Origin of the sequence: Alicyclobacillus sp. ALC3 (genome assembly GCF_028751195.1) — a bacterium.
Taxonomy (GTDB): Bacteria; Bacillota; Bacilli; order Alicyclobacillales; family Alicyclobacillaceae; genus Alicyclobacillus_L.
Genome location: NZ_CP066784.1, coordinates 3,051,335 through 3,076,839, shown reverse-complemented (window position 1 = coordinate 3,076,839; position 25,505 = coordinate 3,051,335). Strand labels below are relative to the sequence as shown.

Here is a 25,505-nt window from a genome sequence, read left to right as displayed (position 1 = left end):
CTGCATTCCAACCCCATTCCGTCACCGACATCCACGTGTTCGGCGTTCTCAGATCTATTTCTATGACAAGGCGAGATGCGTTAGGACTGGCGGCAGATTCCCGCGGTTTGCACGGTGGTTGGGCAGTGACTGGAACAGGAGTTCAGGGCATTCGGTGTACGGAGGGCGGATAAGGTACGAAGATGAGTGTATCGCGGTCGTCGATCGGTGCATCGACGGTGTCTGGGTCGTAGACTAGACTCAGGTTCCGGCAGAAGCGGGAATGAGTGCCGAGGGAACCAACGGCACTGTTCTTCTTGGAGTGACCGCTCACGCCGGTCGCGATGTTTTGGGCGCCAATATAAACGCCAGCGCTGCCGCTGATAGTTTGAATATAAAGCGCGATGAAGTGACTCGCCTGCACGCCTTCCCCTCCCCGGTGTTCACTCTATGCTGCAAGCGGCCCAAGAAGACTCGTACAAGCCAAAATCGAAACAGGCCGTTCGTGTTGAACGGCCTGTTTCGACAATCCGGATTGCGGATGTCTGTGACGTGCTCAATCTGCTACACTACACAGACTTGAGGTCTTGTCGACAACTCTGGCACACCATTTTACCGCGGAAGTACATTAAGTCGTCTGAACTCTCCCCACAAAACACGCAGCCGGGGGCATACTTGCGAAACATCAGGCTTTCCCCGTCGATGAAGATCTCTATGCTGTCCTTGATTTCGATGTCTAACAGACGCCTCGTCTCAGCGGGTAGTACGATACGGCCAAGTTGGTCGAGATTGCGTACAATCCCTGTAGACTCCATACTACATCCTCTCCTGGGTAGTGCATGGGTACTGCTTCGTCCTCAGTCTACCGTTAAAGTATTGAAAAATCTTTAAGAATCGCGATATCAGCAAGTTTTTCCCGGCTCAGTGACGGTGACCGCCTGTCGACTTGCGCGCAGCGTAGTCGACATTGGTGATAAACAGTCTTCGAAACCAGAGAAACCCTGGTGTAAGCAACACCGTTCCAACCAGTAGAACCACAAGTGTCTGGTGGAACATCACAGGATTGGAAGCGCTGTTCCGGAAGTCAATATAAGGGTACAGCCAATATCCGCGATGGGCCAATCCATAGGCGAAATGCGCCGTGATGAGCTGTGCCAGTGTGAAAACAAGTGCCACGTTCAGCAGAGCCATGTGCTTTGTCGTCTGCTGTGTGCGTCCAGCCAAAACCAGTGCGCCATAAGCAACCGCAAATGCAACCATCGACGCAACCAACAACGGCCACACGACCATCAGCCGCCCTATCAGATCAAGGCTCCCGGGAGTTCTGACGACAATTGCGCTAACACCCACTGCCAGACTCACCGGACCTGACCACAATGCCTGCCGACGATACGTCGCAAAAGCCCGAAACTCGTTTGAAGAGTAGGCGTAGCGACTGAGAAACACGGAGGAGACGAATAGTGCCAAGACACTCCCAAAGACCATGTAGAGGTAGACCACGGGACTCAAGAAGAAGTGCACAAGTTCGGGACGAAAGGTTCCCCGAACCACATCAACAAATCCCCCTTGCGAAAGCGGCAACAAGCTTGAGAACACACCAGGTAAAATCAACCCGGTCAACCCTACGACGAGAATCGTCTGATTCCGTCGTTTCGACGAAGCGTATCCGAACTGCCAGTATGCACCCCGCAGTGCCAGCAACGTTAAGAGCAGCGTGGCAGGCACCGCCAAAATCGTGCCGTACGCAAACACTGCGCCAGGAAACAAACCGAGTAGAGTGACCGGGATCAACACCAGAAAGGCGTTAATGAGTTCCCAAGTCGGACTCACGTAGTTGCGGGCGACCAATTCTGCGCTCCAGTTGCCTTTACGATTGAAGTGCCACCGCCAGAAACTTGAACCAAAGTCGATGGCGCCAAGGACACCGTACACGAGAATGAACAGCCAGACTAGCGCGGCCCCGACATTCGTCATGCTCATGCGGATACACCGCCGTGCTTCGCCGCCGGACGCGAGCCATCAGAAGTGCTGCCGTCTGATGGCAAGGGGTGTGTGCGAAAGTATACGCGGAGCGCCCAAATTGTCCCGATTAAAAGCACAGAGTACAGAGTCAAAAACCCAGCAAACATCCAGCCAATCCCAGGTGAAGACGTCACCGCGTTCGCCACCAACAAGTAGCCGCTGATAATCCACGGTTGACGCGCAATTTCTGCAAACGTCCAACCGTCTTCAATTCCAAGCATCGACAGCGCTCCAATGGCAACGATTGCCCACAACAACCAGCGCGGCGTCGACTTGGTTCGCCACAGGAACAATCCATAGGCCAGGCCGACGACGATGGCAAGTGAACCGATGCCGACCATGATGTCAAACAGGCTGTGGACGAACAGCGGTGGCCACGTCCACTTTGGAAATGCGTCGAGTCCAGTGACGTGACCGGTGAAGCTTCCCGTCGCGAGAAAACTGAGCAAATCCGGCAGTGGAATCCCACCCTGTACCTGCTGTGTCGTGCCATTCACAATTCCACCGACGACCAGCGGAGCATTGTTGGTCGACCGAAACAAGCCCTCGGCAGCCGCCAACTTTTCAGGTTGAAAGTGAGCCAGAAACTTGCCCGACGCGTCGCCGACCACTGCGGTTAGAATGGCCATCACTGTACCGAAACCCATGGTCATTCGCAGTACCCGCTTGTGATATCCGCGTTCAAACGGTGTCGCCTCGCTCCTCAACAACCCTCTCGCGGCGACACTTGCGAACAACAAACCTACTGTCATGTACGCGGACACCAACACGTGCGCCAACTCTGTCGGCATCGCTGGGTTGAGCATGGCCTGCCAGGGGTGCACGTCCGTGACCTGCCCATTCACGAAGTGAAATCCCACAGGCGTGTTCATGAATGCATTTACGTCCGTGATGAGTAGCGCTGATAAACCGCTACCGAGGGATACAAACCCCGCGCTCAGGATACGCGTGCGAACGGATAGTCGGTCGCCTCCGTATACATAAATCGCCAGAAACAGGGATTCTAACATAAAGGCGAAGACTTCAATTTGAAAGGGCAGGTTAATGACTTGTCCAGCCACCTTCATGAACCCTGGCCAAAGTACAGAAAGCATAACTGCAACGGTCGTTCCGGTCACCAGCCCCACCCCGACCAGGAGAACGAGCACCATCGTGACTCGCTTTGCAAACAGTCTGTATTCGGCTTGTCCAGTTCGCGCGGCGAGAATTTCCGCTAAGACAATCAGCATCGGCGCACCCACGGAGATAGTGGCGTAGCCAATGTGATAGCCAAGAGTGATGCCAAATAATGCCCGTGCCATCATCACGTGTGACATGTATATCCCCTCCTATAAGGCCAAAATTGCTTTGCACGAAACACACCATTATCACGACTAGCTAGAACATCTCAGTACAAGAGAGCAACCCTCTATCCGAAGTCCAATGGTACGCCTGTGCAGTTGCGCCTCCCATCGGGCAAATCCCGATTAGGGAAAAACCCGATTGGGGTAAAATCCGTCATCATGTAAAAGCTGTACACAGGGGTGTCTGTGGTCAATCCCACCCCGAACATTCGAATACTGGTCGCCTGTCATCCTGGGGGTGAGTACCTGAAGCGATCGTCGCGAATTAACGAGTACCTCGTCGTCACTTGGGTTCTGTTGGTGGGGACTGGTGTTCTGCTCGTCATAGACCTCCACTACAGAAAGCCCGGCATCGGCGTTGCACTTGGCTTGATGTTCATCGGGGTGCTGGCTGGTTTTTCTGTACTTGTTCACGAATCGCGAGTGGTGCGACAACTAGAGTACGGAAGGTTCCGGGAACTGTTCACGTTACTCAGTGACGGCGTCATTGTGATGGACCCAAACCGTTCTATTGTGTATACCAACCCAGCCGCAGTTCGCATGACTGGTTGGTACCTCGGCGACGTCGTCCCGTACTGCAAATACTGCCAGACACGCCCACTCAAACTGGGAGAGCAAAGGTGTTTGCTTGCTCAGAGCCAAGACCGAAACTATTTCGAATCACAGCTGCTGACGAAGTCTGGAGACTGGGTCAATGTCGGTATGAATCGAACGTTCCTGATGCCGCACAGAGAGTCGAAAGGGCGCGATATGGTCATCACGATTCGCGATGTCACACTTGAACTTCAAGAGGAGGAGTTGCGGCTGACCAGGCGGCTGACACACCACACTTGGGAAGTTCAAGAGGAGGAGCGAAAGCGCCTGTCTCAGGAACTGCACGATGGGGTATCGCAGAGTCTGTATGCAGTGAACTTGGGGCTCGACTATCTCATTAAACAGGTGTCAGAGCCGCAATTACGCGACAAGATTGATGAACTTAAAGCGCAGATGAACTCGAGCATAGATGAAATTCGAACACTGTCCCGCACAGTCTACCCTGCTGTCCTATACAGCCTTGGCCTGGTGGCAGCATTGCAGACATTTGCCGAGACCTTGACGACACCAGAGTTGACGGTGGCGTACGTCACCAATATGCCATTTGACACTCAGTTTCCCACTGAAGTCGCAGTCCACATCTACCGCATCGTTCAAGAAGCGACACACAACGCGGTCCTGCATGGACGGGCCACCTTTGTGCAGATCGAACTCGAGCGTACGCAAGGCACTGTGACTTTGGATGTCCACGATAACGGGACAGGATTTCACCGCACGGACCTACACTCCACCGGCTACGGACTGCGAAACATGGAGGAACGCGCACGTGCAATCGGAAGCGCTATTGCGATCGACAGTAGCAAAGAAACAGGAACATGGATTCACCTTTCGATCCCGCTCGCATTCCATGCCACGCAGCCTGAATGAACGTCTTCGTCGAAGCGATTTTGAAGGAGAGAGGAGGCCAAGCCGGATGAACCCCACCACCATTCTACTCGTAGATGACCACGCGCTTGTTCGCCAAGGAATCCGCCGCTTACTGGAGGAAAACAGCGACTTGACAGTTGTCGGCGAAGCCGATACAGGCGATGAGGCCATTCCACTCGCCGTGAATCTCCAACCAGACGTGATCTTAATGGATGTACATATGCCAAAAGGCATTGACGGCATTGTTGCGACAAGGCACATTCGCGAGACCGTACCCGACAGCCGCATCCTGATGCTGACCATGTTCGACGACGAACCGCATATCGAGCGGATGCTGAGTGCTGGCGCAAACGGTGTCCTATTCAAGCACGACTCGAGTGACGAAATTGTAGAAGCCATTCGGTCCGTCTTGACCTCAGCGACGGCTGTGTACCTGCCAGCGCGCATCCCACTCGACACCCGCACGCGAATTCTACAGCGCTCAACCGGACACAACCGCCCTCGTACCCTCCTATCGCCCCGTGAAACAGAAGTGTTAACCCTGATAGCGCATGGGTACACGAATAAAGAGGTTGCCGACCGCCTGCACATTAGTGTCAAAACTGTCGAAGCACACCGGGCGCACATTATGAACCGCGTAAATGCGAAAACGCGAGCCGATCTGATTCGGTACGCTGCGAGCCAGGACCTCATTTGACAGAGCAAGCCTCGAATCATCGTGATCCGAGGCTTGCTCTGTAGTTCATTGCCGCACTGTGCTTGTGACCCTGGTCCACCCGCAATCAGCCGAGGTGCTTGACGGCGCAACGGTTCGGTCCAATCTCGAGGTCTGAAGCTTCCTGCGCGGAAACCGGACGCACACCGCGATTGATATCGACAATGGTTTCGTAATTCGGCGGGGTCGCACCGAGCCTGCCGGCCACGGCTTCCGTAAAGCTGTCTTCATCGTCTCCGCCGCGAACCCATTCATTTTCACTGCGCAGCGTACCAAGCAGCGCTCCCACGTAACCGGCCTCTGTCACCTCACGGAAATCCGAGAAGTGCGACGGGAGAACAATGATGTCGTCCGAAAGTGCGTTCAATCTTCCGATCACGGTTTCGTACAGCATGTGCGCCCATTCCTTCGCCTTGCCCCCGAGGTCAGGGCGTCCGAGTCCGTTGACAAACACCGTATCACCGGACAGCAAGTAAGTGTTGTTGACCAGGAAGGATGTGCTGCCGGGTGTGTGCCCAGGGGTAGGAACGGCCATCACCTCGAGCGTCGACGCTCCAAACGAAATCTGGAGTCCATCGGTCAGAGCATGATAGCTAAGCGGTGAACCCTGCATCTCGCTCTCTGCTATCCAATACTTCCCCCCCGTTGCAACTGCCAACTCGTGAGCGCCAGTGATATGGTCAGCGTGGAGGTGCGTATCAAGGATGTGCATGATTCGCGCACCCTTATCCTCTGCGATGTTCTGATAAACACCGATGTGTCGGGCCGGGTCAACAACAACTGCCTCGCCTTTGGAAATGAGCACATAAGAGAGGCAACCCTTCGCCGGGCGAATCACCTGCAGGAGTTCAAAGTCGTCTGTCACAGCCACCTGGGTTGAATAGTAGAACTCGCTCCAGGCCTGCATACCCCCTTCAAGGTAAGCAGCCTTGTACCCATCTTTCTCGAGAATGCCCACGGTCTCCATTGCAGCTGAACCCTTGGCACAGACGGTGATGATTTCCCGGTCCTTTGGAATTTCGTCGTATGCCTGTGGACCGGAGTTCAACAATTTGGAGTTCTGAATGTTGGCAGAGGTGACGTTTTTGTGCTGAATGTGCCAGTCATCATAAGCGTTGCCCGCACGGACATCGAGAATAAAGACACCTTCATTGGACTGCATGCGATTGTGTAGTTGTTCGACGTTGATCGATTTCACGTGTACTTCATCCTCCTGCTTCGAATTCAAATTTGTATGGGAAGGGCTTGCGCCACTGGAACGCTTCAGGATGTAGCCCCTACTTGCTTGCGTTCTTCCATCACGTCAAGGAAGGACTTGACTACTTTTACCGTGCTTTGAACCGTTGGGTCCTTCAGCAACTTCAACAGGGTGAAGACGCCAACCGGAGTTGTGTCTTGGCTCGCCCGTTGTTTCGCCTCTTCAAAATAGGTTTTGCCTTTCCCGACGGTCGACTGAACGACTGATCCGACACCATCCGTCAGGTATTGCAGTGACTCCCTATCAGCTAATACCCCCGCCGCAAAGTCAATCCACGGCTCGAGAGCCTCGAGATAGCGCACTAACTTCGGCAATTTATTGACCAGAACCATGGCAGCATTCAGCGTTTCGTAGTTGGCCTCGATGTTCGGCAGATCGTCCTTCAGCCCTTTGAACAGGTAGCCAAGCGACGCTTCGTCGGACACGACCGAACTTGCGAAGTCCAATGTATTTTCTAGCTGCGTCATCAACTCAACAAGTTTCGGCAACTTGTTGAGTGCAGTCACCATCGACTCCTGGACCTCAGGTTGCTTGAGTGTATCTGCAATTGTCTGGGTTAGATCCGCTGCTTCCGTCACCACTGGCTGTTTCATGGACATCCCCCTTCCGTCGTTGTCGGGCACCTAGTCTTGTGTCGCGATGCCCGTTCTACATCACACCCTTCAACATACCGTTCCAATAAATCACCGGCAGCATGTCCTTTTTCAACAGGTACATGCTGAAGCGTTCTTTACCTTGATCAAACGGGAAGGTTTCTGCTGGGTTATTGTCATAATCGAACTCCGCCAGCATCAATTTCCCGTAGCCGGTGATGACCGGACATGAAGTGTAGCCATTGTAGGTAGCTTCTCCAGGTGCGTTCCTCATCGCCGCCAGCAGATTTTGGACGAGTACGGGGGCTTGCTTGCGAATTGCTGCGCCTGTTTTTGAAGTTGGCAGGTTAGTCGCATCCCCAACGCCAAACACATTGGCATACTTGGTGTGTTGGAGCGTGTGTTTATCGACATCTACCCACCCATTCTCATCCGCCAACGGACTGGACTTGATAAACTCCGGCGCGCTCATCGGCGGCACGACATGAATCATCTCATAGTCCATGGAAACCCTTTCACCTGTTTGCAAATGTTGAAACACGGCTTTCCGATTTTGTCCGTCAATCTCAACCAAGTTGTGAAAGAACTCTGTGGCGATGTCGCGTTCATGTACAATCTTGGTCAGGGTCTCGGCGTACTTCTCGACCCCAAAAATTTTCGTACCGCCTGAAGCGAAGACGATTTTGGAGGCCTTGCGAACGCCTGTCTTACGGAAGTAGTCCTCTGCCAAGTACATGATTTTCTGTGGTGCCCCACCACACTTAATCGGTGTATTGGGGGCAGTGAAAATGGCTGTGCCACCCTTAAAGTTGCGCAGGTTGTCCCATGTACTCTCGGCGTACTCGTACGCGTAGTTGCTGCACACCCCGTTCTTTCCGAGGTTTTCCTTCAGGCCTTTGACAGCTTCCCAATCGAGTTGGATGCCTGGGGCAACCACCAGGAAGTCGTACGTCAGTTCGGTCCCTGACGCTGTAATCACAACGTTGTCATCCGGGTGCAACTCCACGACGGCTTCCTGAATCCACTTTGCTCCGTCCGGGATTACAGATGCCTCAGCGCGCTCAGTTCTCTCTTTAGCAACTTCTCCACCGCCAACCAGAGTCCACAGTGGCTGGTAGTAGTGTTTTTCTGCGGGATCGACAATCGCAACCTCCGAGTACAGGTCCGAACGCTCCCGCAGCAGGCGGGCAGCCGTGGTGATTCCGCCCGTGCCTCCACCGACGATGACGACCTTGTAGTGCAACTGCTTGGCCATGCGCCATCACTCCTCAGAATGAATGATTTCAAACTCACGCGATGTGGCCGTAAAGCGCATGAAGATTCATGACCAACATGTACACCGCCACGACCACGATGACACCGGAAAAGACGTACCGCAGAGATTGTTTTTGCTTCCCAAGCCGAACGGCTGACCTGACTCCAAGCAGTCCTCCTACGGCTCCACCTAAGATAAAGGGAACGACGATGCCCCAATCCACCAACCCTGACAGGCTGTAGCTGACAGCCGTGGTGAGTCCGAAGGTTCCCACAGAGAACAGCGATGTTCCCACTGCTTCCACCATCGACAGCCCTGCGGAGAAAACCAGCCCCGGGACGATCAAGAATCCGCCGCCAATACCGAAAAACCCGGATAGAAGGCCAACCGCAACGCCACTACTGCCGAGCCGCCCAAGCCTCAACCGTTGCTTCGTCCCGCTTGTTTCACTCGACTCGGACGAGGAGCGTCCTTTGACCATTCGATAAGCCATGAACAGCATAAAAGACGCGAACAAGAACAAAATATCTTTTGAAGGCACCAACTGACCAATCCGTGAGCCGATAGCTGCGCCAACAACGCCGAACACGGCAAACCAAATTCCGGGTTTCCAGCGAACATGTCCGGCTCTGGCATGTGGCAACAGATTGAAGTAAGCGTTGACGGCTACCGCCATGGCTGTACTGCCGATGACAACGTGGGCGTCATGAATGCCGACGACGTACAGTAGGAGAGGAACGGCCAGAATCGAACCTCCACCTCCGAGCAACCCCAGAGCAAAGCCGACGACCGCACCCGAAGCGACCGATAAGGCGATTTGTAATTCGGTCATGAGTTGCCTGCTCACCTCCTGCGCGAACAAATTTAGCATGCCGGCAGAGAAACTTAGTATCGGGGAAAACCCTAGTTTGAAGTGAACGTCTACACCGGCTTAGATGGCACACAAAAACCCCTCCCATGTCAGGAGGGGTTTAACGAGTTTATCCAATCATCGCATTCGTGTGTTGCGTCACAGTTACATTTTCGCTGGAGTACCACGGCCACCGCTCTTGAAGTTTGCGCCGACAGCGCCGTCTTCGAGGTTCTTCCTTGAGCCGAGACCGCCAAAGTCGAGCAGCTGTTTGCCGCGACGATACCGGATGTAACCGTCGAAGCCAATCAGACTCGCGTACTTCGGCAAAGTAACCCAGACAATATCGGTAACGAGATAGCCAAAGTTGTTCGATGCACCTGCAGTTGCGTACTGCAGGTTCAGGAAGAGAGCGGCAAGCATGCTCCAGATGAACCCGAACCCGAAGAAAACGAACAGACCGATAAAGATTTCGAAAAACACAACCAAGAAGTCCAGAAACCCACCCATTGGCACGAATATATGGTTGACGGCCCAAACTAACAAGTTGTCGAAATGCAACGGGTCCATGCCGTGTGAGTGCTGAATCGATGCGACCATGCCTTTCAGCAGTCCGCCTGCGTTAAATTTACCATCCGACAGCCAGTGCTCCACAGTCAATTTGTCCCATCCTGCTTTAAACCAGTCCCATCCAAAGAACAGCCGAGCGATAGTAAATACTACGACAATAAATGCATTCCACCCGTTTTTGCGAAATTCCCCGGCGACGGCACTGAAGTAACCATTCACTATGAAGACCTCCCAGCACTTCGTATGTCTTTGCGCCCTGCAAATTGGTGCTCCTTGCTACGACCTTATTATCGCTGGTCTTGGAAACGTGCCACAGACCAAGATGGATGATTGTTTTTGGCTAACTTAGCTGTGTAATGCCTCACAGAAGGTACGGGAAGAAGTCCTCAAATACGACTAGTCCTGGACTAGTAGTGCGCGACACGGTCCCACAGATACAATGTGTTCGGCTTTGACGTGACCGACATCATCTAGCAGTCCACACATCGACAAAAAAAGCGTACAACCAGCATCATCATCAGCTGGTTGTACGCAAAATTTCTAGCGGCTGTTCTCAAACCGCCGAGGTCAGCGACCGTGCACTTGGTCGAGGCGCATAGAGCGCTTGTGTTCGGTGTGGTACCAGACTCGGTTCTTTCGGGTCAGATACGCGTAGCACGTGACGGGCCCCCACGTCCACAAAAACATCGGCGCTAGGATGAGACCAATGTACGCGCGCCAATTGATGCGCTCGAGCATAAGCGCAAACGGCATCTCAAGGAACAGGACAGCCGAGATTGCGACCCACACGTTGGTCGGGATAATCTGTGTGAACGGTGACACACCGAGCGAATTTGTCACTGGCAGATACGATACGATGAGCATCATCAGCGACATGACGAACACGACGAGCGACCGCATGGGCTGGAACAAGTACACCGCCGTGTCGAACTTCATCAACTTGCGTTCCATAAGTCCCTGTTTAAAGAGCGGCATCAGGTGCTCTTTTGCACACTGGAAGTGACCCTGCTGCCAGCGCAGACGCTGCTTAAACGAGGCCATGATGGTCATGGGCTTTTCGTCGTACACCTTGGCTTCATGCGCCCACAGTGGCGTGATCCCGTGTTCGACGCAGCGTACGCCAAACTCTAGGTCTTCGGTCAGCCCCGTCGCATTCCAACCGAGCGTTTTCAAAAGTGAAAAGTCAATGCACAGTCCCGTGCCTCCGAGTGCGCAGGGCAAGCCTAGATTCGCGCGCGCGTTCTGCCACATCCGGTTGTCATACCAGTACGAAATCGCGAGCGAGACACTAACCCACGTGTCGAACGGGTTCTTGACGCCGAGGTAGCCTTGAATGACTTGATGACCGCGACAGAGTTTTTCATTCATGATGCGGAGAAATTCCGGGTCAACCAAGTTGTCTGCGTCGAACATGATGATGGCGTCAGGCTCCCGCGGGAGTTCTTTCAGCCGCTCAATCATCCACTTAATCGCGAACCCTTTCCCGCGTTCCTGTGCATCACTCCGCTGATAAACGGTCGCGCCGTGGCGCTCTCCGACGTCTGCCGTATGGTCGGTACAGTTGTCTGCAATGAGGTAGACATCGAACAGCTCGCGTGGGTAGTTTTGTGCCACCAGACTGTCAATCAAAGGACCAACCACGCGTTCTTCGTTGTGCGCCGGGATAATCAGCGCGAACCGCTTCTGTGGCTGATGCACAATCGGCTGCTTGCGGTGCCGAAACCCGAAAATTGACATTCCAAATTGATACAGTGCGACGACGAGCGTCAGCACCTGGACTACAAAATAGACAATGTTAAAGGCTCCGTACCAAAATGACATGGTCAGCCCTCTTTCTGCGCCAGACAACCGCAATCAGAAGATTGTCTAAGGCGCGTTTCGACGGTCTGTAAAAACCTGTTGGCTACGTGTTTGCATCCATGGTTAGCAGTTCTCCGGAGAGGTGATTCTCTCCCCGGTCAGACTGCGCTCGTCCCCAGACCAACAGCAGGCCCACTACCAAGTAATACAGTGACGCGGTCGATGCGTATTCGTACAAGTTCTCGACAAAGCTGTGGACAATCACAGCTACGAGCCCAACAAGTCCTGCGAGTGCGACAAAACGTTGTGAACCAACAACACGACGAACGGTCAGTTGTATGACATCCCGAACAATGGCAGCCTGAATCGCGAAAAACAAGACGAGTCCAATCAGTCCAGACTCTCCAAGGATTTTCGCATAGTAACTGTCCGAGTACAACGAGAAATGTCTGGCTGCTGCAATGGCCCCACCGTAGCGCCCAAGGCCCGCTCCGAAGAACGGCTGTCCTGTCATGTTCGCAAACGCCTCGGTCCAGCGCATGATACGACCACCCTGTGCTGACTTAATCAGATAGACCTGGCTGAACAGGTCAAGTACTCGGTGATGGATTGGCGGCAAAAAGAACAGCACCGCCCCGAGAACGACAACCGCGATCAAAAGTCGGCGGTCGTACAAGACAGCGACGAACAAGACCCCGACTGCGATGCCAAGCCACGCTCCACGGTTATACGTAAACAGCAAGGTGGCAAAGCAACTGAGCGCGCCAAGGGCATACAGCCATCGGCGCACGCGCCGCTTGTCCGTGAAAAACAGCGCGACCAGAAGCGGCAGGCCCACTTCCATGTTGGCTGCAAGTTCCCCCGGCGAGCCTAGGACTGAAAAGACCCGGGTACGGACTGTCTCCCCCACATCCAGCCAACTTGACGGTATCGGCACCTTGGTCAGGTACTGAAAAACTCCATCAAAACCGAGCAGAGTCGATACAGCAGCAACGCCGTACAGGTATAAGGGGACATCTTCAGCGTCAATAACAAGCGGGATCAGCAACCCATAAATAATATACTCTACGTCAATACTAAAACCATCGAAAGCGACTGACGGGTTCGAAACGAGTCCCACGCAGAGCAGAGCAAGACAGAAGACAACATAGCTCTTTGCAAAGCGAAACCATCGGAACCCCATCGGTCGGTGCCCTGTTCGATAACGAACAAGCGCAATGACAGCAAGCACGGCCAGTACAACGCGGTCCCAAAGTGAACCAAGCGACACCGAGAATGCCCGTTCAATCGTGTAACTGACAATTGGATATGCGATGAGCAAAAACATACAAACTTTCACAACTCGGTCGCCAAATGGGCGAACTTCATTGACCCGCCGCGCTGTACTTGGGTCATGAACAAGCACGTCGGTCAACTCCCCAAGACAGTTTGTTTCCATCCCATCATACAGGAAGTCCAGACTTGGGACAAAAACAACCGACGTCCTCTAGACAAATTCGACAGACATTTCGAAGCTGCGGGGGTGGCCCAGTGCACTTGCAGGAAAGTTGTCCGCCGATTGTTTTATAGGCCTAGTCTGCGCTCCCGCACCCTCCTGATACGACCGCCAGAGCAACTGGGGAAAACAGGCAAACAGTGCCCTTTTCGGCTGCTCTGCTCTGGTCTGTCCCGTCGGGACTCATCAGCCCTGTTTCCGATTACACTGGTTGTACCGAGCCGTAGTGTGTCGCAGCTCGCATTTCAATATGGCGACAAGCCCTTGGTTTAAGGTAACATGAACCAAACAGCTGTAATTGCTGTCCGTGTATAGGTAGGACATTCGGCCCTCAGCCGAACGTCGAGACGTCCGGTTGAATCCGTCAGATGCCACGAACACTATAGCAACCTCAAGGAGGGAACCACAATTCATTCGTATTGGTTTTGGATCGGCCCGTTCCCGGTCCGGTCGTACAGCACAATATTTGCTCTCGCGTTCCTTTTGGGACTTGGGATCACGCTGTATTTTACGAAGGTCTACGGCCATAAGGGTGACGTCGAGCACTGGTGGAATTTAGGGCCAATTTGCCTGGTCGCCGGTATTATCGGGGCGCGCTTCTGGCAAGTGTTTTTCTTCGATTGGTCCTTCTATTCCAAACACCCCGGGCAAATTGTCATGATTTGGCACGGTGGCCTGTCGATTCAAGGTGGCGTTGTCTTTGGACTGATTGCCGGCTGGCTGTACCTACGGCGACACAACAAAAGCCTTCTGCACTTCATAGACTTAGCCGTGCCGGGCCTCATCATCGGCATGAGCATTGGTCGGGATGCAGACTTCATGAACGGAAGCGCGTATGGGAGCCCGACCCACCAGAACTTTGGCGTGGTCTTCCCAGTTGGCACGCTCGCCCACACGGAGTACGGTGCCCAACCACTGTGGCCGTCCGTGATTTGGGAAGGTCAAGCGGATATCATCCTCTTCGCGGTTCTGCTCGTCTTGGTTCAGAGAAAGAAGGGGTGGCCGAAAGGCTTCGCCGCCGTCTACTATGTTCTGACCTACAGTGTCGAGCGGTTCTTCCTGGAGATTCTTCGCGGTGACTCACCGCGGTTTGCGCTCGGTTGGGACGCCGCGCAGTACACGGCAGTGGTGACGTTCGCCCTAGGCATTGCTCTTGCGGTGTGGGTATTTAAGAAAAACCGCAACGACCGGATGTTTTACACGCACTCCACTGAAAGTGTCGGTAGCCCCGAATAGGCTGGGTGTGGTTGACGGGTTTCAACCGCGCAAGGCCAACATACGTCGTATCTGCGACAAAGTCCTGGATCTCATCGATCCGGGATTTTTTCATTTCATATTGCTGCGCCCAAACCGGTAGGCCTTCATATACTGCTCTCGGGAGGGAGCCATCGTGTACATTCATGTCGTTCAGACAGGCCAATCGTTGTGGGGAATAGCACAGCTGTATGGCCTGACCTATCAGTCTGTCATCGCGGCGAACTTGCTTTCATCTACGAACATCGTGCCCGGGCAAACCTTGGTCATCCCCATTCCAACAAGGGCGTACGTCGTCCTGCCCCGTGACACGCTTGGCACGATTGCCAACCGCTATAGGGTAAGCGTTCAGCAACTCCTCGCCTGGAACCCACAGATTAGGGGTGCAACTGTGAACGCTGGTCAAATCCTCAGTCTACCTACTGTTCAACGCCCGAACACGGTTGCCTTGGGGTTTTTGGAGTTGGTACAGCCGCAGACAGATGCCGCCAATGTCTACGCCAACGCCCCTTACTATACGTACCTTGCCCCCTTCGGGTTTGGCATGACAACAACTGGGTCCATCGTAGGAGCGCAGGACACGGCAGCCTTGACAGCTCTGGCTAATACGCAGGCCCTACCCGCTGCTACATTTTCAAACTGGGTTGACAACCAGTTTAGTCCAGGCGCTCTACACGTGCTTCTGTCAAGCACAAGCACCCGCCAGCAGTATGTGTCAGAGGTTCTTCGAATCGTGCAGGCCAAAAAATACAAAGCTGTCGTGATGGACTTTGAAAGCATACACCCTGAGGACAGAGACACGTTTGTAGAATTTCTTCGCGAATTGAAGACACAGTTGCAGCCGCTTGGCATCCCACTCATTGTCTGTGTAATGCCCATCACCGGCCGTCTCCCCTATGAAAGCGTCACGATTCGCGCCTATGATTACGCAGCTATTGCTCGGCATTCCGACTATGTCATGCTGATGTCTTATAACTGGTCTTGGCCGGGCGGCCCGCCAGGCCCCGTGTCATCCTTACCGCTCGTCGAAGACAACATTCGCTATGCTTTGGCAAGGATGTCAAGAAAGAAGGTCTTACTCGGACTTGTCCGGTACGGATACGACTGGACACTGCCTTATCAGGCTGGCGAGGCTACAGCAACGTTGGCGATAGACGCTGTGGTTAAACTCGCTATGCAAAGTCAGATACCCATAGAGTTTGACCCGCAGAGCTTGACACCGTCGTTTCGCTATTGGGACAGTCAAGGCATAGCACATGTTGTGTGGTTTGAGGACGCCCGTAGTCTTCAAATGAAGCTTCAGTTCGTGCAAAAGCACCGCCTAGCTGGTGTGGCTGTGTGGGAGTTACACGAGGGTTTTGCCCAGTTCAATCAGTTGCTCGCGGACAACTTCCAGATTACACAATTGCCGCAAGGTTAATGTTCAGGCCGTTTTTGCCAGTGGGGTGTCCGCAGCGCGCCTCGCCTTACCTGTGAGTTAGACGTCAGCGTCACGATTTGAGTCGTCATCGAGTTGAAGGAACTGTCTTTTGGACAAAGAGGAATACCACGCTAACGCAGCTGCAACGAGCAAAATCCCAGACAACATCCACCAACCTGCGGCCATGTGATGCGATGTATCTACAACGACGCCGAAGATGGGTGGAAAGATGGACGACCCGAGAAATACAGTCGAGCCCGTTAGACCCATTGCAAAACCGCTGTGCGAGGGCGGCACGGATTCGGCTGCCCAGGTCAGGACCAACGCATTCCATCCGACCGCACTAAACCCAAACAGGGTCCAGACCAGCAAGAGCACCGAAATCGGCGCGTTGCCAGGCAGCAACCCTGCTACAAACGCCAGAGTTGCACCCATGAGTGCTGCCGACGCGATAATCGGGGGGCGCCGACCGCCGACCCAATCGCTCATCTGCCCGAGTAGAACACGACCGATTCCCCCGCCGATTTGGCTTGCCGCCAAAATCACCCCCGCCATGCTAAAGGACAGATGGTGAATGCGATGAAGGTCGGCAATCGAGTAGGTCAATAAAATGTACTGACCAGATACCATCAGAAATGCAACCATTAATGGCCGCAGCAACCGTTTCCACACCCCCCTAGTCAGGCGTGTTCGGTTTGCGGACCGCTCGGTCACGTGCCATGGTTGCATCACAGCTGAAAACGCCCATCCCGCGATCAATAATTCGACGGAAAACAGCCCGTAAATCGGATGTAGGCCCCAATGGGCTGCGAGGCCGGGTAACAGTGAAGCCGAAATCGCCGCTCCGATGGGCACACCTGTCTGTCGAATTCCCATGACCAATCCACGAGGGCGGTTTGCAAACGCAGTAAAAACAGCCTTCGTACCTGCTGAAGGGACAATCGCAAGAGCAATTCCGACCAGGAACAAGGTCACCAGCAAAACCGGAAAAGACCTCGCCGTTAAAAGTAGGAGGCTAAGCCCAGCCATCAGGGCAGCCCCCCAAAACAAAACCACCCGCGGACCGAGACGGTCGACTAGGGCGCCAGCAAACACCATGCTCACGACGACACCGAGGGACAGCGCAGTGGTCACCAAACCTAACTCAGCAAGGTTCAGGCCGTACACCGTCAGAAAAAACGACCCCATAATGACTAAGCCTTGCTGAACAAATGACATACCGGTTTGTGAGAACAAAGCCAAACCCAAAAATGGAACTGGACCCACGCGGGCAGGGAAACCTTCACGCTCGAATGGCTTTTGCAATTGAACCAATCTCTCCCTGATCTAGACAGCTTCACGGTGCGAAGTTCCCGAAACTTGTTACTCGCCCATCAACTCCGTCATCGCCTGTAGCAGCAGAGTTACATTCGCCAACGATGACGAGTGTCCCATCAACCCGATGCGCCAAGCTTTTCCTTTCAGTGGGCCAAGCCCTGCCCCAACTTCAATGTTGTATTCATCGAGCAGGCGTTTGCGCAGTTGCCCCTCATCGTACCTGTCCGGAAACACCACAGACGTGAGTTCCGGAAGTCGGTAGCCCTGCGCGGCAAACAACTCGAGTCCCATCGACTCCAGTCCTTGTTGCAACAGTTCTCCGTTCCGAGCATGTCTGGCAAAGGAGTTCTCCAACCCCTCGTCGAGCAACAACGACAGCGCCTCATGCAGCGCAAACACCATAGAGATCGGTGCTGTGTGGTGATAAAACCGCTCCTGCCCCCAGTAGTTCGCTACCATGTTAAGGTCCAGGTACCAACTCTGCACTTTGGTCTTTCTCGACCGAACGCGCTCGAGCGCCGCATTGTTGAGCGTTACCGGTGCAAGTCCTGGAGGGGCACCCAAACACTTCTGCGTGCCGCTATAGCATGCGTCAATGTCGAGTCTGTCGATTTCGACTGGAATCCCGCCGAGTGAAGTCACTGCATCAACGATGAACAGTGCACCATACTCGTGAGTCAGTCTGCTGATCTCCTCGAGCGGTTGGCGCACGCCTGTCGAAGTTTCGGCATGAACCAGCGCCACTGCCGTGATGCCGTTGGTGGACCGCAGCACCGCCTCCACCTGTTCGGGAGCAATCGACTCCCCCCAGTCCGCACGGACGGTGATGACCTCAGCGCCACATCGCTCCGCCACATCCTTCATCCGCTCGCCAAAAACGCCGCAGATTCCGATGAGCACCTTGTCTCCTGGTTCTAGCAAGTTGACGAACACCGTCTCCATGCCGGCGCTGCCAGTACCGGACATGGCAAGCGTCAACTCGTTTTCTGTCTGGAACACGCGCCGCAGTTTGCTCTGCATGTCTGTCATGACCTCGAGAAAGTACGGGTCAAGGTGTCCGACCAACGGTGTTGCCATCGCTTTGAGCACTTCTGGATACACACTGCTCGGGCCAGGTCCAAGCAGTACACGGTCCTGAGTCTGAATGCGCAACACGTTCATCTCCTCCGAAAACCAACTTGTGCCATTGTACCATGAATGGTCTCCCATGAATGAAACGAAAAAGGTCGTCGCGTACGCTCATGGCGTCTGCAACAACCTCGACTTACGACAAACATGCCTCACAAAATCCGTATTGCGGCGGGGTTCTTGTACAGCATGTAACACGCGACCAAAATGATCACCGCAGAGAAGACAATCTGCAGATAGCGTTTGTTTTGCGACATTCTTGTCGCAAAGCGTGCTCCGATAATCCCGCCCGCAAAGCCACCGACAATGTAGAGGATGACGACAAACCAATCGACTAATCCAGAAGCGGCGTATGATATGGCAGTCGTCAAACCGAACGTCCCCACAGAAAACAACGAGTTGGCAATGGCCTCAATCAAACCCATGCCCGTCGAGAAGAGCAGACCAGGAACGATTAGAAAACCACCACCGATGCCAAAGAAGCCTGCTACCGCACCTGTAGACAGTCCCACAGGCACGACACGCAGTGGCCTGACGTGCGGGTCGGGGACTTCATCTACCCCTTGTCGTTGGCGTAACATCAAAACCGCAATGATGATCATCAAAATGGCAAACAGAAAGAGGATTTCGCTGTCGTTGACCATCTTGCCAAAAATCGAGCCCACGTACGCACCGATAGCTCCAGGGACTGCAAACATCACAGCCGCTTTCCACCTGATGTGACCCGCTCGCCAGTGTGGAATGAGGTTCATGAACGCATTAACCGAAACCGCCAACGCAGTAGAACCAATCACTACGTGAGGGTCATGGATACCCACCAAGTACAGTAATAGTGGTACGGCGAGGATTGAGCCGCCTCCACCGATTAGTCCCAATGTAAAACCGACAATGCCTCCAGAGACAATGGACAACAAAATTTGGAGCGCCGACAAATGCGGCATGACAACACCTCCTCCATTGAGCCGTCAAATACCACTCGGGGTATATTTGAGGCAAAAAAATGTCGTTTAGGAAACCTAGCACCGATCGCTCCGTGTATCGGTTGGTTTCCCAAACGCATCAAAGCCCCCACCCCAAGAAGTTCTTACTCAGAGACAGACAGCCACCTACTGAGCCCGACTGCCAGTGCCACTGCCGTGAGCGACAACTGGACCTTGCCATTTCTGCATGCCTCCAAGCACATTGAACACTCGCTTGAACCCGTGTTCCTGCAGAATCTGGCACGCTGTGTCACTGCGGTTCCCAGAGTGACAAACTACGAAAATCTCCCGTTCGGATAGTTTCCGAAGTTGTGGGATGGCGTCTTTCATTTGTCCTAACGGGATAGATGTCGCACCTGGAATGTGTCCAGATGCATATTCCGCGTGCTCACGAACATCGACGATAAGCGGTAGGTCAGAGACTTTTTCGAAGAGTGCATCGTGAGAAACTGTGTGCGGGTGCCGCCTTTCGTCATGACTTTGTTTGGCTGCCGCACGCCGTATATAGTGCTTATACGTCTTGCCATTCTGAACCGTGCCCAAATACTCATGTCCCGTTCGGTCTGCAAAACTCTGTATGTCAACGACAGATCCAGGGTCTGTTGCAATGACTTCGAGAACCTCCCCTGGAAGGACTTCGTCAATCGCCCGCTTCGTTTTCACAATGGGCATCGGGCAAGACAGACCTTGACAGTCCACTGTCTTGTCAACCGCGTACTGCACCTCTGCACTCATGTCTATCCCCCCAATGTGATTGTTCAAAATGTCAACGTGACATCTGCATCATAGGCAAAATCAAGGTACGTCATGGCACCCGCCACCACGACTCCATCAATCAGGTCCTCTTGAGTCAGCCCGAGCACATCCATTGTCATCTGACAGGCAATGAATTTCACGCCACTTTCCTGTGCCAACTCAAGCATTTCTCCAATCGGAGGTACATTCGCTCTCTGCAGCCCTTCGATGTAGTGTTGCTTATCCGAAGCCACAGTCAGTTCTGCCGCTGCGCCTCTCTGGATGATGCGCAGACCGTCAAAGGTGAAAAAGACTTGCACCTCGGCGTCAGTTGCGGTTCCGGCTAGAGCAATGTTCATAGCTTTCAGCGCCGTTTCAAGTCCACCCTGCGATGCGATAATCGCTACTCGTTTACTCATGTCTTCTCCCCTCCGTTCGTACTTCTCTGTGTGGTGATGGTCAATAGTTCAACATGCTCTTGAGCCTCTTGCTATACGGTATTACACGTTGTAGCATTTGTATAATTTTTTATCGGAATTGATTCGATAAGAAATACTTATCGATTTCAGCCCTCATCAGTCAAAGGAACCTAGTCGATACTCGGACACACCCAAGGGGCTGTCAATGCGAGTTACAGTTATTCCTGGTATTTCCGACACAAACAGTGCCGACCTGCCGACCTCGAGACAAGATACCCACCCCTGGCATGTTAGTGGTAGGCACCTTGTCGGGGGAGGGGGGAGTAATCTCTAGTTCACGTGACTCGGCTCTCTATTCCTATGCAACCAGCTAAAGACGAACATTTCCGCAATGTTTGATTCAATTCACTTCGTCGCGCCGCTTCGTCTTCACCGGTTGAATGAGGCTCCATCCTCTTTCCTGCGCCAGGCGGTCTCGTTCTTGTTCTGTCAAGACCACCACAAACAGGGTTTGGTCGAACGGATAGTACGCGTAGTACCTGTACTCTGTGTGCGCCATCACTTCATTCAACGTGCCGAGCAGATTCATGTCCGCGTAGTCGCCCTCGTACGCAGGCTGAAATTCCTGCACCTCGTCGCCAACCGTGAACCGCACCTGGATAGGCCCCTCCGGGCCGTCCCACTCCTCCTCGATGTGAAACGGGGCGATAGTACCTCTTGAAATGTGCGCCAGTTCTTGTACCAAGTCGATGTAGACGTCGTTCCCTTCTCCAACATCCATCTCCGTGTCCTTCCACCACACGCGCTCCGTGTCCCAGGCAAGAAAGAGGAGGTCGGCATGTTCGTCCCGCTTGGTGAGCGCTGTTTCCCACTCGTCCTTATGACGTCTGTTGATCTCGCGACCGAGGTCGTAACCGCTCATGTCCCAGTTCGAATAGAAGCCGAGATCACGGAAAAACTTCGCCGTACGGGTTCGCCAATCAGTTCTCGGACGCGTCTGTGTGTCCGAAACCCTCGGTTTGGAAGCAGCCTCCTTGCTCGATGCCTGCGGACGAGTCTCAGAAGCGCGCAACTTGTCCAGAAAACTCTTTGCCGAATCACGAATCATCTTGTCGTCGTGCTGCAGCAGAGGCGTCACCCTATCCTTAAACTCAGGCTTTGCCATCGGTCGTAAGGCATACAGAACAATTGTGCAGAGTTTATCATCGTCGAGTAAGTCGAGGAGGATTGGAATCGCCTGTTTGTCGCGCATCTTGCCTAGTGCCCGAATCACGGAAGCCCGATCCTCTCCATACCGCTCATCCTGGGAAATCTTCCGCAGTTTAGGAAGCACGGACTTGTCTCCAATGACCGCAATGGCCCACCCGGCATAAAACCTCAGTGTGTCGTCATTGTACTCCCGGTACTGTTGCAGCAACGGTTCGATGGCGTCTGAATACCCCTTAATCGCTAAACACGCTGCAAGCCAACGCTTCAGGCTCATGTCCTGCGTTGAAACGAAATGTCGTAAGACAATAGGCAAGACTTCATGGTTATAGTAAACATAATCTCGAATTTCATCATCGTCCGCAATGTCAAAGCCGGCCTTGCGGATGTCTTCCCTCAGTTCGCGTTCGTTGTCCTGCATGTCTATAGTCACCTCCGTCGGCCCTCACCATATTGGTATTCCGATATCCGGAATTCCCGGTGCGGGGTCAGCGCCTACTTCATCTGGAACAGCAGGTTGGCCAGAATCTAGATACTGGTTTGTGAACTGGCTGTGAAGTTGTGCGTCCTCGGCCGTAGGCGGGCCAAGATCTGGGGTCGCGCTGCCATCCAGTGTCTGAAGTTTAATGTGCCCCAGACGAGCTTTCACGTTCGACTGTCAGGCCATCTTCGTCAACCTTTGCACCGCTGATTTCTTTGTCTCCCTAAATCTGCACCATTTCCATGCCATTGTCGGCGCAATAGCAGGTGATTTCGTCCTGTTGATGCGAGAGACTGTATCCGTCGCGGACCTGCCCCTGCGTTGACACCTGTATGTATCCGACTGCTTTGGTCATTTCGTCTCACCTCGTGGCTATACTAAGACGACTAAATGACCGAGTGAAGACGAAGAAAGAGAGCCGAACCCCGATTTAACGAGGCTGGCTCTCTTCAGTTACAGCAATTGAAATTCGTGTTACTGTTCGATTGAATGGCGGCATTATACAGGCAAATTCAACTCGTGCAGGTATCTTATTCTTACAGCCTCGTGTCCAAAAATCCCGTACGGTTGTGCATGTTTCAATAGTTCATCGGTGGCATCAATTTTTTCGTTCCCACGGACAATTTTCAATTGCCCGGTTAAAGCATCTTTCGTCACAAAGTCCGGCATATCGAATCCATCAACGGGAACATGACCAACTATTTTCCAATCATTCTTCTTGAAGCCATTGTCTGTGCACCAGATCATTAACAACACAGTGCAATCCAGAAGTTTGTTGATATCCAAGTTGAAATTCCGCTTAACTCGATACAATTCGACAAATATCGAAGGTGATTCGATATCCAAAATACGACCATAGCCCTTAATTTCACTGGTTAAATCCAATTCGAATACATCCCCAATTGTATACTTCGGTTTTCGTGGCACGGTTGCCTCACATCCAATTCAGTTAGTGTGTTCCTAAATAATCCCTTGCAGCATTTAAGTAGGTACTGATATTGTCATTCTTAGGACTGATAGGATTAATCCTATTAATAAGATTACTCAATCCCCCATTATTCTCAAACAGGATCTGTTCAAGTCCCCGTGCTTGCTGATACGACAGTCCAGAGTATTCTGGCGTAAACACGAGACCGGCTTTTTCATTATTGGCTTTGTGTGTCGCTTCTCGTGCAATCGGATTCTTCGTTCTACCCACGTATTTTACATCGTTGGTTATCGGATCACGTAGAGTATAAACGGTATGCTCTCCTTGTTGAGCTGCATCTACCGTACCCTTAGTAGCTTCATAGAACTTGCTCGCTGCTCGATAAGTCTCTGCTAGTCTGTCCGCGGACCGCGCTATCTTAGCAGCGTGAATTGCGGTGGATGCTACCCCCGTTGGGTCCGCGAAGGAGGCAAGGTCCCCGGCAATCCATGCAGCTCCGCCCCATGACGGGTTGGCTGCGAAAGAAGCGACATCCAAAACCAGCCACATTGCATCCAGAGCCCAAGTGCCATTAGGGTCCACTTCTTTGACTGGGTTGTCATCCGCATACACATACGGACTAAGTCCACCCAACGGATCCCGGCTAATGAACCGCATCAGGCTCGGCGCGTAGTACCTGGCGTTCAGGTAGTACATGCCAACCGCGCTGTCCCACCGATAACCTGCGTACAAGTACGGATTCGTGCTTGCCAAGGTACCCGTGGAACTGAGGATGTTGCCCCAAGCGTCATACGTATATTGTGCCACAATGGTGCCACTGGTATCAGTTAGTGCCACCACGTCGCCATGACCGTTCTCCTGGTAGTAGTACGTCGTGCCAGCTCCACCGCTCCATGTAGTCAGTGTCAGCGGACTGCCGTTTGCACCATAAGTGTAAGACTGGAGCAGGTTTCCGCTACCGTCGGTCTCGTAAGTCACCTGGTTGCTGTCGCTCTGGTAGAAGAACTTCGTTGTTGTCCCACCAGCGGTTTCGCTAACCCTACGACCCAACGCGTCGTAAGTGTATATGGCGATCGGCGTTCCGGAACTGTTGTCCACCTCGGTCAGTTCGCCCAACTCGTTCCACTTGTAGGTGTCGCTCCCGCTGCTGGTCAGGTTCCCGTTCGCATCATACGTGAACGCTTGACTGTTCACCGCGGTTAGTTGGTTGTCAGCGTTGTACGTGTAGTTCGTTGTGGTCGACGTAGACGAACCACTTGGCTGTACTGCCTTCGACAAGATATTGCCCATCGGGTCGTAGGTGTACGTGACCGTGTCTCCGCTCGGCGTGACTTCCGTTGTTAGTCGGTTCATCGCATCGTAGCCATAGGATGCAATGGTCGAGCCATCTTGGCCGTTTACGACCTTGGTCAGGTTTCCATCCGCGTCGTAGCTGTATTCGTAATCCCCTACAGCGGCGCTTGCACTATTCTCGATGACAAGTGATTTCAAGCGCAAATTACCGTCGTATCGAAATGCCTCTTTAAGGCCATTTCCAAGGACGACCGTGTCGTTTAGTCCCTGTTCGTTGTAGTTGTACTGTGCAAGTTGACTGCCACTGCCATCTGTAATGGAAGTCACACTATCCTGACTGTCCAAATTGAAATTCGTGGTAAGCGTGGTGCTGCCTACAGTCGCCGCTAGCGTAGTGAGGGCATTGTCCTTGTTGTACGTGAAGGACTGGGAACCTGTGCTGTCCGTTTGACTTGTAATGTTGCCGTTGTTGTCATGGCCAAAGGTCGTGGAACCATTACTGTTACTGATTGACGTAATGTCCCCGGCCGCATTGTAGTCAAACTGATTTACGGTGGTTCCGTCCACACTGACCGCGGTCGACTCACCGGCGTTGTCATACGTCGTCGAGACGGTATGTCCGTCGGGAAGCGTCATGCTCGAAAGGTTTCCGTTCGGATCATACGTATAAGTCGTCTGCTTGCCGAGGGCATCGGTAGATGATACTTGTTGGTCCAGGTTGTTGTAGGACGACGTATTGGTCGCGTAAGTCGTGCTCCCGTTACTGGACGTTTCTTTCACCTGAGTGACATTCCCATCTCCGTCATACGTGTACCCAACCTGTAAGTTATCCGCGGTGGAGGTTTGCGCGCTCAGGTTGTGGTTGGCATCGTACGTCATCGACAGCGAGTTTCCTTTTGGATCAGTGACCTGCGTGAGATCTCCGAACGGATCGTACGCGTATTGCGTCTGATAGCCCAATGGGTCGGTTGACGAAGTCATGAAGTTCCCCGTCGCGTCGTTA

The 25,505-nt window shown here is 53.2% G+C and carries 23 protein-coding genes and 1 pseudogene; 4 read left to right on the top strand and 20 right to left on the bottom strand.

What is annotated here, in order from left to right:
- Positions 1–142: 142 nt before the first annotated feature.
- From JC200_RS14160 to JC200_RS14145, 4 genes are all read right to left on the bottom strand, one after another.
- Positions 143–403 (bottom strand): hypothetical protein, encoded by a 261-nt coding sequence (locus JC200_RS14160; protein WP_274432332.1) that lies wholly within the window; start codon positions 401–403, stop codon positions 143–145.
- A 145-nt stretch (positions 404–548) separates the two neighbouring features.
- On the bottom strand, positions 549–794 hold the full coding sequence (locus JC200_RS14155; protein ID WP_274432331.1) for an AbrB/MazE/SpoVT family DNA-binding domain-containing protein: 246 nt from the start codon (positions 792–794) through the stop codon (positions 549–551).
- 106 nt (positions 795–900) lie between these two features.
- Entirely contained in the window at positions 901–1,959 is a 1,059-nt protein-coding gene (locus JC200_RS14150) for a cytochrome d ubiquinol oxidase subunit II (protein WP_274432330.1), read from the bottom strand.
- Positions 1,956–3,317, bottom strand: a complete 1,362-nt coding sequence (locus JC200_RS14145; protein ID WP_274432329.1) for a cytochrome ubiquinol oxidase subunit I — start codon at positions 3,315–3,317, stop codon at positions 1,956–1,958. Before JC200_RS14145 ends, JC200_RS14150 begins: the two co-directional genes overlap by 4 nt.
- A gap of 207 nt (positions 3,318–3,524) precedes the next feature.
- On the opposite strand from JC200_RS14145, the gene JC200_RS14140 reads away from it, so the two are divergent.
- On the top strand, positions 3,525–4,805 hold the full coding sequence (locus JC200_RS14140; RefSeq protein WP_274432327.1) for a PAS domain-containing sensor histidine kinase: 1,281 nt from the start codon (positions 3,525–3,527) through the stop codon (positions 4,803–4,805).
- 46 nt (positions 4,806–4,851) lie between these two features.
- Entirely contained in the window at positions 4,852–5,502 is a 651-nt protein-coding gene (locus JC200_RS14135) for a response regulator transcription factor (RefSeq protein ID WP_274432326.1), read from the top strand.
- Positions 5,503–5,587: 85 nt separating this feature from the next.
- On the opposite strand, the gene JC200_RS14130 is transcribed toward JC200_RS14135, so the two are convergent.
- From JC200_RS14130 to JC200_RS14100, 7 genes are all read right to left on the bottom strand, one after another.
- On the bottom strand, positions 5,588–6,718 hold the full coding sequence (locus JC200_RS14130; protein WP_274432325.1) for an MBL fold metallo-hydrolase: 1,131 nt from the start codon (positions 6,716–6,718) through the stop codon (positions 5,588–5,590).
- Positions 6,719–6,783: 65 nt separating this feature from the next.
- The gene (locus tag JC200_RS14125) at positions 6,784–7,371 is read right to left on the bottom strand and encodes a helical membrane plugin domain-containing protein (RefSeq protein ID WP_274432324.1); all 588 of its coding nucleotides are present in this window, start codon (positions 7,369–7,371) and stop codon (positions 6,784–6,786) included.
- Positions 7,372–7,426: 55 nt separating this feature from the next.
- Positions 7,427–8,626, bottom strand: a complete 1,200-nt coding sequence (locus JC200_RS14120; protein WP_274432323.1) for an NAD(P)/FAD-dependent oxidoreductase — start codon at positions 8,624–8,626, stop codon at positions 7,427–7,429.
- Between the two features lie 34 nt (positions 8,627–8,660).
- A complete protein-coding gene (locus JC200_RS14115; RefSeq protein ID WP_274432322.1) occupies positions 8,661–9,458 on the bottom strand; it encodes a sulfite exporter TauE/SafE family protein in 798 nt (265 codons plus the stop codon).
- 183 nt (positions 9,459–9,641) lie between these two features.
- On the bottom strand, positions 9,642–10,265 hold the full coding sequence (locus JC200_RS14110) for a hypothetical protein (protein WP_274432321.1): 624 nt from the start codon (positions 10,263–10,265) through the stop codon (positions 9,642–9,644).
- Between the two features lie 348 nt (positions 10,266–10,613).
- Positions 10,614–11,867 (bottom strand): glycosyltransferase family 2 protein, encoded by a 1,254-nt coding sequence (locus tag JC200_RS14105; protein WP_274432320.1) that lies wholly within the window; start codon positions 11,865–11,867, stop codon positions 10,614–10,616.
- 82 nt (positions 11,868–11,949) lie between these two features.
- Complete coding sequence (locus JC200_RS14100) at positions 11,950–13,251, bottom strand: O-antigen ligase family protein (RefSeq protein WP_274432319.1); 1,302 nt, start codon at positions 13,249–13,251, stop codon at positions 11,950–11,952.
- Between the two features lie 498 nt (positions 13,252–13,749).
- On the opposite strand from JC200_RS14100, the gene lgt reads away from it, so the two are divergent.
- On the top strand, positions 13,750–14,577 hold the full coding sequence (gene lgt, locus JC200_RS14095) for a prolipoprotein diacylglyceryl transferase (protein WP_274436556.1): 828 nt from the start codon (positions 13,750–13,752) through the stop codon (positions 14,575–14,577).
- Positions 14,578–14,731: 154 nt separating this feature from the next.
- Entirely contained in the window at positions 14,732–16,015 is a 1,284-nt protein-coding gene (locus tag JC200_RS14090; protein WP_274432318.1) for a glycosyl hydrolase family 18 protein, read from the top strand.
- Positions 16,016–16,072: 57 nt separating this feature from the next.
- Here JC200_RS14090 and JC200_RS14085 read toward each other — a convergent pair whose 3' ends face one another.
- The 9 genes and pseudogenes from JC200_RS14085 to JC200_RS14045 all read right to left on the bottom strand — a co-directional run bounded on the left by JC200_RS14085 (position 16,073) and on the right by JC200_RS14045 (position 25,483).
- Positions 16,073–17,320, bottom strand: coding sequence for an MFS transporter (locus JC200_RS14085; RefSeq protein WP_274432317.1), 1,248 nt, complete (start codon positions 17,318–17,320; stop codon positions 16,073–16,075).
- 57 nt (positions 17,321–17,377) lie between these two features.
- On the bottom strand, positions 17,378–18,493 hold the full coding sequence (locus JC200_RS14080; protein ID WP_274432316.1) for a pyridoxal-phosphate-dependent aminotransferase family protein: 1,116 nt from the start codon (positions 18,491–18,493) through the stop codon (positions 17,378–17,380).
- Positions 18,494–18,612: 119 nt separating this feature from the next.
- Entirely contained in the window at positions 18,613–19,401 is a 789-nt protein-coding gene (locus JC200_RS14075) for a sulfite exporter TauE/SafE family protein (protein WP_274432315.1), read from the bottom strand.
- Between the two features lie 165 nt (positions 19,402–19,566).
- Entirely contained in the window at positions 19,567–20,175 is a 609-nt protein-coding gene (locus JC200_RS14070) for a sulfurtransferase TusA family protein (RefSeq protein WP_274432314.1), read from the bottom strand.
- 23 nt (positions 20,176–20,198) lie between these two features.
- Positions 20,199–20,594 carry a DsrE/DsrF/DrsH-like family protein gene (locus JC200_RS14065; protein ID WP_274432313.1) on the bottom strand — a complete coding sequence of 132 codons (396 nt, stop codon included), beginning with the start codon at positions 20,592–20,594 and terminating at the stop codon, positions 20,199–20,201.
- Between the two features lie 400 nt (positions 20,595–20,994).
- Positions 20,995–22,221: a HEAT repeat domain-containing protein gene (locus JC200_RS14060; protein ID WP_274432312.1), complete on the bottom strand. Its 1,227-nt coding sequence runs from the start codon at positions 22,219–22,221 to the stop codon at positions 20,995–20,997.
- A gap of 223 nt (positions 22,222–22,444) precedes the next feature.
- Positions 22,445–22,636 (bottom strand): annotated as a pseudogene (locus JC200_RS14055) (recombinase family protein); the annotation flags it as partial.
- A gap of 143 nt (positions 22,637–22,779) precedes the next feature.
- Positions 22,780–23,208, bottom strand: coding sequence for an immunity 26/phosphotriesterase HocA family protein (locus tag JC200_RS14050; RefSeq protein ID WP_274432311.1), 429 nt, complete (start codon positions 23,206–23,208; stop codon positions 22,780–22,782).
- Positions 23,209–23,230: 22 nt separating this feature from the next.
- A complete protein-coding gene (locus JC200_RS14045) occupies positions 23,231–25,483 on the bottom strand; it encodes an RHS repeat-associated core domain-containing protein (RefSeq protein WP_443111822.1) in 2,253 nt (750 codons plus the stop codon).
- Between the last annotated feature and the right edge of the window lie 22 nt (positions 25,484–25,505).

Coding starts and splice junctions, on each gene's coding strand:
- JC200_RS14120 (WP_274432323.1), bottom strand. CDS start 8,626: ATGGCCAAGCAGTTGCACTACAAGGTCGTCATCGTCGGTGGAGGCACG.
- JC200_RS14080 (WP_274432316.1), bottom strand. CDS start 18,493: ATGAACGTGTTGCGCATTCAGACTCAGGACCGTGTACTGCTTGGACCT.
- JC200_RS14105 (WP_274432320.1), bottom strand. CDS start 11,867: ATGTCATTTTGGTACGGAGCCTTTAACATTGTCTATTTTGTAGTCCAG.
- JC200_RS14125 (WP_274432324.1), bottom strand. CDS start 7,371: ATGAAACAGCCAGTGGTGACGGAAGCAGCGGATCTAACCCAGACAATT.
- JC200_RS14045 (WP_443111822.1), bottom strand. CDS start 25,483: ATGACTTCGTCAACCGACCCATTGGGCTATCAGACGCAATACGCGTAC.
- JC200_RS14065 (WP_274432313.1), bottom strand. CDS start 20,594: ATGAGTAAACGAGTAGCGATTATCGCATCGCAGGGTGGACTTGAAACG.
- JC200_RS14115 (WP_274432322.1), bottom strand. CDS start 9,458: ATGACCGAATTACAAATCGCCTTATCGGTCGCTTCGGGTGCGGTCGTC.
- JC200_RS14060 (WP_274432312.1), bottom strand. CDS start 22,221: ATGCAGGACAACGAACGCGAACTGAGGGAAGACATCCGCAAGGCCGGC.
- JC200_RS14145 (WP_274432329.1), bottom strand. CDS start 3,317: ATGTCACACGTGATGATGGCACGGGCATTATTTGGCATCACTCTTGGC.
- JC200_RS14150 (WP_274432330.1), bottom strand. CDS start 1,959: ATGAGCATGACGAATGTCGGGGCCGCGCTAGTCTGGCTGTTCATTCTC.
- JC200_RS14070 (WP_274432314.1), bottom strand. CDS start 20,175: ATGAGTGCAGAGGTGCAGTACGCGGTTGACAAGACAGTGGACTGTCAA.
- JC200_RS14075 (WP_274432315.1), bottom strand. CDS start 19,401: ATGCCGCATTTGTCGGCGCTCCAAATTTTGTTGTCCATTGTCTCTGGA.
- JC200_RS14135 (WP_274432326.1), top strand. CDS start 4,852: ATGAACCCCACCACCATTCTACTCGTAGATGACCACGCGCTTGTTCGC.
- JC200_RS14155 (WP_274432331.1), bottom strand. CDS start 794: ATGGAGTCTACAGGGATTGTACGCAATCTCGACCAACTTGGCCGTATC.